The organism is Nocardia sp. CC201C, from assembly GCF_030010695.1.
Classification (GTDB): Bacteria; Actinomycetota; Actinomycetes; order Mycobacteriales; family Mycobacteriaceae; genus Nocardia; species Nocardia otitidiscaviarum.
This window is the reverse complement of the sequence record NZ_JASCXP010000386.1, coordinates 1-7,113: the sequence shown is the minus strand read 5'-3', so window position 1 is coordinate 7,113 and position 7,113 is coordinate 1. Positions and strand designations below refer to the sequence as shown.

The following is a 7,113-nucleotide window of genomic DNA, read 5'->3' as shown; positions in this document are numbered from 1 at the left end:
ACCACTCGGCGTGGGTGAACCGCTGCCACTCGTCGAAATTCTCCGAGTGCAGGCGCAATACCTCCTGCGATTTGGCGTCCACCTGTTCCTCCAGGGCCGCCCGCTGGGCGCGGATGTCCTCGGCGTCGCCAGGTGGGGCGGAGTATTCGGCTCCGAACAGCTCCCGGGTCTCCGCGGCGAGCGCCTCGGCCTCGGCGAGCAGTTCCTTCGCCTGCGCGTTGCGCTCGTCGCAGCGATCGAGCATGGCGGTGTATTCGGCCAGCATGGCGTCGACCTTGCCGGTGTATTCGATTGTCACACTTCCCCCTTGCTGACTACGGCACTCGCCGGACTGCACCCTTGTCCGCCGACGTCGCCAGAGCGGCGTAGGCGCGCAGGGCGGTGGTGACCGGACGATCGCGGTCGGCGGGCTGCCACGGCCGTTCGGACGCCTCCATTTTCGCGCGCCGCCTGGCCAGTTCGTCCTCGGAAACGAGTAATTCGAGCGCACGGGTATGCACGTCGATACGAATCCGGTCACCGTTCTCGATCAGGCCGATCGCTCCGCCGCTGGCCGCCTCGGGCGAAATATGTCCGATGGACAGACCCGAGGTGCCGCCGGAGAACCGGCCGTCGGTGATGAGCGCGCAGGACTTGCCCAGCCCCGCGCCCTTCAGGAATGCGGTGGGGTGCAGCATCTCCTGCATGCCCGGGCCGCCCGCCGGACCCTCGTAGCGCACCACGACCACGTCACCGGCCTTGATCCGCTTGTTCAGAATGACCGATACGGCTTCCTCCTGGGATTCGACCACCACGGCCGGCCCCTCGAAGGTGAACAGGTCCTCATCGATGCCCGCGGTCTTGAGGATCGCGCCGTCCGGGGCGATATTGCCGCGCAGCACGCACAGCCCGCCCTCCACGGTGTAGGCGTGGGCGATATCGCGGATGCAGCCCTGCTCCTGATCGGTGTCCAGCGACGACCAGCGGTTCTCGGTGGAGAACGGCTCGGTGGTGCGCACCCCGCCCGGTGCGGCGTGGAACAGCTCCACGGCCTCCTCGGATGCCTTGCCGGAGCGGATGTCCCAGGTGTCGAGCCATTCGTCGAACGAGGCGGTGTGCACGGTGGTCACCTCGGTCTCGAGCAGGCCGCCGCGGCGCAGCTCGCCCAGGATGGCCGGAATGCCGCCGGCGCGGTGCACATCCTCCATGTGGTAGTCGGAGTTCGGCGACACCTTGGACAGGCACGGCACCCGCCGCGAGATCTCGTCGATGGTCTCCAGATCGAAGTCGATCTCACCCTCCTGCGCGGCGGCGAGGGTGTGCAGCACCGTGTTGGTGGAGCCGCCCATGGCCACGTCCAGGGCCATGGCATTGCGGAACGCCTTCTCGTTGGCCACGTTTCGCGGCAGCACCGAGGCGTCGTCGTCGCGGTACCAGCGGTTGGCGATATCCACGATGACGCGTCCGGCCCGCTCGAACAGCGCGCGGCGGGCGGCGTGGGTGGCCAGCGTGGAGCCGTTGCCCGGCAGTGCCAGACCCAGCGCCTCGGTGAGGCAGTTCATGGAGTTGGCGGTGAACATGCCGGAGCAGGAGCCGCAGGTCGGGCAGGCGCTGCGCTCGACCTCGGACAGGCCCTCGTCGCTGACGGCGCTGGAGGCGCTGGCCGCGATGGCGGTGATGAGGTCGGTGGGGGCCTGCGCCACGCCGCCGACCACGACGGCCTTACCGGCCTCCATGGGTCCGCCGGAGACGAATACGGCCGGGATGTTGAGCCGCATGGCGGCGTTCAGCATGCCCGGAGTGATCTTGTCGCAGTTGGAGATGCACACCAGTGCGTCGGCGGTGTGGGCATTGGCCATGTATTCCACCGAGTCGGCGATGATCTCGCGCGAGGGCAGCGAGTACAGCATGCCGCCGTGGCCCATGGCGATGCCGTCGTCCACGGCGATGGTGTGGAACTCGCGGGGCACGCCGCCCGCCGCGCGGACCGCCTCGGCCACGATCTCACCGACGTCCTTGAGGTGCACGTGGCCCGGTACGAACTGGGTGTAGGAGTTCGCGATGGCGACGATCGGCTTGCCGAAGTCGGAGTCGGTGAGACCGGTGGCGCGCCAGAGGGCGCGAGCGCCCGCGGCATTGCGTCCGGCGGTGGTGGTGCGTGAGCGAAGCGGTGGCATTGATGGGTCCTCGGGTCTCGTCGCGGTGGGCTGTGGCGACTGCGCCGAATCTGCTTCGGCGGCCAGCCCACGTTACTCCCGCGTTATCAACCCGCCGCGCCCACCGGCAGATTCCGCACCGGTTGTCCAGAAACGCACCGCGTCCGCGGCGGTGCTAGCCCTCGTCCGTGCCCCGCGGTTCGGCGTGTTCCGATTCGGCGTTCTCCGATTCGGCGTCCTCCGGCTCCACGAACGGGTCCGGAATGCGCCCGCCGGAGGCTTCGACCAGATCGCGCAGCCGGTCGTAGCCGACCGCGGGCAGCTTCACCTCGGACTCATCGGCGAGATGCAGCCGCAGGTAGCCGCGGGGCGGGATCCTCAGGCCCTTGACCTCGTCCCAGTCGATGTGCCGTGTGCCGCGCACGGTGCGCAGGTCGAGCCCGTCGGAGGAGATCTTGGTCCGGGTGCGCTCCACCCACACGGCGAGGGCCAGCGGTATCGCGAACAGGATCCACAGCACCTGGGGCCATCCGGCGAACGGGAACAGTGCGCCCAGCGCCACCACGAATACCGCGAGATGGGCGAGCCGCGGTATCGCGATCACGCGCACGCCCGGATCCGCCAACTCCCCGCGCGCGGCGCGCACGAAGGTGCGGATGCGCCCGAAGTCCACTCCGGGCAGCGGGATCTCGTTCCCGTCGGCGAGCGTGGCGTACACGCGGTTGAATCCGGGAATGCGGACGCCGGAGATTTGCTCCCACGGCACCCGGCGGGTCCGGAAGAGCCCGCGCACCTCCAGCCCGTTGCCGCTGACCACGGTTTGCAGCCGCGTCAACCACAGCGGGAAGGTGACTACGAGGGGCACGATGGCGACGGCCAAGATCCACAGCCAGTCGGTGCGGAACCGGATGCTCGGGTAGCCACCCGTGTCCGATCCTTCGGCGGGCGTATGGGACGATCGACCTGGTGGCACGGACTGATGCGGTGATGACACACCCCCATCCTCGCATTGTGGTGATTGAACCCGAACAACCGCTCTGTCTCACATAATGGGACACCATTGGTCAGAAGTTTGACTGAACGGACCACGCGCACTTACCGTCGTGCGCGTGAAACGAATCGAGTTGCTCGTAATCGGCCGGCGCGTCCAGCGCTGAGCCGACGATGTAGCTCCCATACGTCAGCTCGCAGCTGCGACGCGCCACCCTCGAACAGCCATAGGCTGTCGGGGGCTTTTTTGTGTTCAGGCAAGTGTGGTTACGACAAGCAGTAAGGAACCAAGACGGTGAGCGCACCTACCGCCCGGCCCGGGCCCTCGGCCCGCAGGCCCGCGCCTTCGGCTAGTCAGCCGACCGCGGCTACGGCCGCACCATCGAATCGCCGCCAGGTCCCGCCCGAGCGGGTCACCGGCGCGCAGTCGGTCGTCCGATCGCTCGAGGAGCTCGGCGCGGACACGGTATTCGGTATTCCGGGCGGTGCGATCCTTCCCGTCTACGACCCGCTGTTCGACAGCACCAAGGTCCGCCACGTCCTGGTCCGGCACGAGCAGGGCGCGGGTCACGCCGCCACCGGCTACGCGCAGGCCACCGGCAAGGTCGGTGTGTGCATGGCCACATCCGGTCCGGGCGCGACCAACCTGGTCACCCCGATCGCGGACGCCCAGATGGATTCGGTGCCGCTGGTCGCCATCACCGGCCAGGTCGGCCGCGGCCTGATCGGCACCGACGCCTTCCAGGAAGCCGACATCTCCGGCATCACCATGCCGGTCACCAAGCACAACTTCCTGGTCACCGATCCCATCGACATCCCGCGCATCATCGCCGAGGCGTTCCACCTGGCCGCCAGCGGTCGCCCCGGCGCGGTGCTGGTGGACATCCCCAAGGACGTGCTGCAGGCGCAGACCACCTTCAGCTGGCCGCCGGAGATGCGGCTGCCCGGCTACCGTCCGGTCACCAAGCCGCACGGCAAGCAGGTGCGCGAGGCCGCCCGCATGATCATGGAGGCCAAGGCCCCCGTGCTCTACGTCGGCGGCGGCGTGATCAAGGCCGAGGCGTCGGCCGAGCTACTGGAACTGGCCGAGCTGACCGGCATCCCGGTGGTCACCACCCTGATGGCGCGCGGCGCGTTCCCCGACTCGCACCAGCTCAACATGGGCATGCCGGGTATGCACGGCACCGTCGGCGCGGTGGCGGCCTTGCAGCGCTCCGACCTGCTCATCACCCTGGGCGCGCGCTTCGACGACCGCGTCACCGGCCAGCTGGACTCCTTCGCGCCCGGCGCCAAGGTCATCCACGCCGACATCGACCCGGCCGAGATCGGCAAGAACCGGCACGCGGATGTCCCGATCGTGGGCGACTGCCGCGAGGTCATCACCGAACTCATCGACACCCTGAAGGCCGATCCCGCCGCGAGCGCGAATCCGCTGCTGGACCTGTCGGAGTGGTGGACCTACCTGGACGGCGTGCGCAAGCAGTACCCGCTGGGCTGGACCCCGCCGAGCGACGGCTCGCTGTCGCCGGAGTACGTCATCGAGAAGCTGGGCGCGCTCGCCGGACCGGACGCCATCTACTGCGCGGGCGTCGGCCAGCACCAGATGTGGGCCGCCCAGTTCATCAAGTACGAGAAGCCGCGCACCTGGCTGAACTCCGGCGGCCTGGGCACCATGGGCTACGCCGTGCCCGCCGCCATGGGCGCGAAGATGGGCGCACCCGACCGCGAGGTGTGGGCCATCGACGGTGACGGCTGCTTCCAGATGACCAATCAGGAACTGGCCACCTGCGCCGTGGAGGGCGTGCCGATCAAGGTCGCGCTCATCAACAACGGCAACCTGGGCATGGTCCGGCAGTGGCAGACCCTGTTCTACGAACAGCGCTACTCCAACACCGACCTGGGCACCCACACCCTGCGCATCCCCGACTTCGTGAAGCTGGCGGAAGCGTTGGGCTGCTACGGCATTCGCGTGGAGCGGGAGGAGGACGTGGAGGCCGCCATCCGCGAGGCGCAGTCCATCAACGACCGCCCCGTAGTGATCGACTTCATCGTCGGCAAGGACGCCCAGGTGTGGCCGATGGTGGCCGCCGGCACGTCCAATGACGAGATCATGGCCGCCCGTGGCATCCGCCCGCTGTTCGACGACGACGAGTCCGCCGCCGAGCCCGCGGTCATCCACGAGGCCATGTCGCACGAGAAGGCCACGCTCGCGGCGCATGAGCGGGCGACGAAGGAGACCGAGCGATGACCACCACCACCCACACCCTCTCCGTGCTGGTGGAGGACAAGCCGGGCGTGCTCGCGCGCGTGGCGAGTCTGTTCTCGCGCCGCGGCTTCAATATCCAGTCGCTCGCGGTCGGCGGCACCGAGATCCCCGAGATCTCGCGCATGACGATCGTCGTGACGGTGGAGGATCTGCCGCTCGAGCAGGTCACCAAGCAGCTCAACAAGCTGGTCAATGTCATCAAGATCGTCGAGCAGGATCAGGAGAGTTCCGTCGCCCGCGAACTCATCCTGGTCAAGGTGCGCGCCGACGCCAGTGTGCGCACCCAGGTGATCGAGGCCGTGAACCTGTTCCGCGCCAAGGTGATCGACGTCTCGCCGGACGCGCTGACCATCGAGGCCACCGGCACGCGCTCCAAGCTGGACGCGCTGCTGCGCATGATGGAGCCGTACGGCATCCGCGAGATCGTGCAGTCGGGCGTGGTCGCCGTCGGACGCGGACCCAAGTCCATTACCGCGACGCGATAGATTCGTCGGGAATCCCCGCCACAGCGGGGATGAGCCGTCCATCACGGCGACGCGATGAGGCGGTCGGCGTCGCTCCCCGCGAGTGCGGGGATGAGCCAGCGCACAACGTTATCCCCGAATGAGCGGGGACGATTCATCAGAAGGGAACCAACAGTGGCAGTCGAGATGTTCTACGACGATGACGCCGACCTGTCGATCATCCAGGGCAAGAAGGTCGCGGTCATCGGCTACGGCAGCCAGGGCCACGCCCACTCGCTGAGCCTGCGCGACTCCGGCGTCGACGTCCGCGTCGGCCTCGCCGAGGGGTCGAAGTCGCGTCCGAAGGCCGAGGAGGCCGGTCTGACCGTCGGCACCCCCGCCGAGGTCGCCGCCTGGGCCGACGTCATCATGGTGCTGGCCCCCGACACCGCGCAGGCGTCGATCTTCACCAATGACATCGAGCCCAACCTGAAGGACGGCGACGCGCTGTTCTTCGGTCACGGCCTCAACATCCACTTCGGCCTGATCAAGGCTCCGGCCAACGTCACCGTCGCTATGGTCGCCCCCAAGGGCCCGGGCCACCTGGTGCGCCGCCAGTTCGTCGACGGCAAGGGCGTTCCGGCCCTGATCGCGGTCGACCAGGACCCGACCGGCCAGGGCCAGGCGCTCGCGCTGTCCTACGCCAAGGGCATCGGCGGCACCCGCGCGGGTGTCATCAAGACCACCTTCAAGGAAGAGACCGAGACTGACCTGTTCGGTGAGCAGGCCGTGCTGTGCGGTGGCACCGAGGAACTGGTCAAGACCGGTTTCGAGGTCATGGTCGAGGCCGGTTACGCGCCGGAGATGGCCTACTTCGAGGTGCTGCACGAGCTGAAACTGATCGTCGACCTCATGTACGAGGGCGGCATCGCCCGCATGAACTACTCGGTCTCCGACACCGCCGAGTTCGGTGGCTACCTGTCGGGTCCGCGGGTCATCGACGCGGGCACCAAGGAGCGCATGAAGGAGATCCTGAAGGACATTCAGGACGGCACCTTCGTCAAGCGCCTGGTCGCCAATGTCGAGGGCGGCAACAAGGAGCTCGAGGGTCTGCGCAAGCAGAACGCCGAGCACCCGATCGAGGTCACCGGCGCCAAGCTGCGCGGCCTGATGAGCTGGGTCGACCGGCCGATCACCGAGACCGCGTAAGGTCTTTCGCCGACACGGAAAAGGCCCCGCTCCCGCGCGCGGGGGGCCGGCCGTTTGCGTTCCGTGCGAG

The 7,113-nt window shown here is 68.2% G+C and carries 6 protein-coding genes; 3 read left to right on the top strand and 3 right to left on the bottom strand.

The features are described from left to right. The 3 genes from QK444_RS29300 to QK444_RS29290 form a co-directional block, all read right to left on the bottom strand. Positions 1–298 (bottom strand): hypothetical protein (locus QK444_RS29300; protein WP_282785359.1); only part of this gene is annotated, 298 nt, incomplete at its 3' end. A gap of 16 nt (positions 299–314) precedes the next feature. Then, positions 315–2,156, bottom strand: a complete 1,842-nt coding sequence (gene ilvD, locus QK444_RS29295) for a dihydroxy-acid dehydratase (RefSeq protein ID WP_282785358.1) — start codon at positions 2,154–2,156, stop codon at positions 315–317. A gap of 154 nt (positions 2,157–2,310) precedes the next feature. Then, positions 2,311–3,129, bottom strand: a complete 819-nt coding sequence (locus QK444_RS29290) for a PH domain-containing protein (protein WP_282785357.1) — start codon at positions 3,127–3,129, stop codon at positions 2,311–2,313. Positions 3,130–3,420: 291 nt separating this feature from the next. Between QK444_RS29290 and QK444_RS29285 the strand changes: the two genes are divergently transcribed. The 3 genes from QK444_RS29285 (at position 3,421) to ilvC (ending at position 7,043) form a co-directional block, all read left to right on the top strand. Beyond that, complete coding sequence (locus QK444_RS29285) at positions 3,421–5,373, top strand: acetolactate synthase large subunit (protein ID WP_282785356.1); 1,953 nt, start codon at positions 3,421–3,423, stop codon at positions 5,371–5,373. Next, positions 5,370–5,876 (top strand): acetolactate synthase small subunit, encoded by a 507-nt coding sequence (gene ilvN, locus QK444_RS29280; protein WP_029930140.1) that lies wholly within the window; start codon positions 5,370–5,372, stop codon positions 5,874–5,876. Before QK444_RS29285 ends, ilvN begins: the two co-directional genes overlap by 4 nt. A 165-nt stretch (positions 5,877–6,041) precedes the next feature. Continuing rightward, complete coding sequence (gene ilvC, locus QK444_RS29275) at positions 6,042–7,043, top strand: ketol-acid reductoisomerase (RefSeq protein WP_029930139.1); 1,002 nt, start codon at positions 6,042–6,044, stop codon at positions 7,041–7,043. Positions 7,044–7,113: the final 70 nt, after the last annotated feature.

Excerpts from the sequence above, each read along its gene's own strand:
- ilvN (WP_029930140.1), top strand. The coding sequence starts at position 5,370 with ATGACCACCACCACCCACACCCTCTCCGTGCTGGTGGAGGACAAGCCG.
- ilvC (WP_029930139.1), top strand. The coding sequence starts at position 6,042 with ATGTTCTACGACGATGACGCCGACCTGTCGATCATCCAGGGCAAGAAG.
- ilvD (WP_282785358.1), bottom strand. The coding sequence starts at position 2,156 with ATGCCACCGCTTCGCTCACGCACCACCACCGCCGGACGCAATGCCGCG.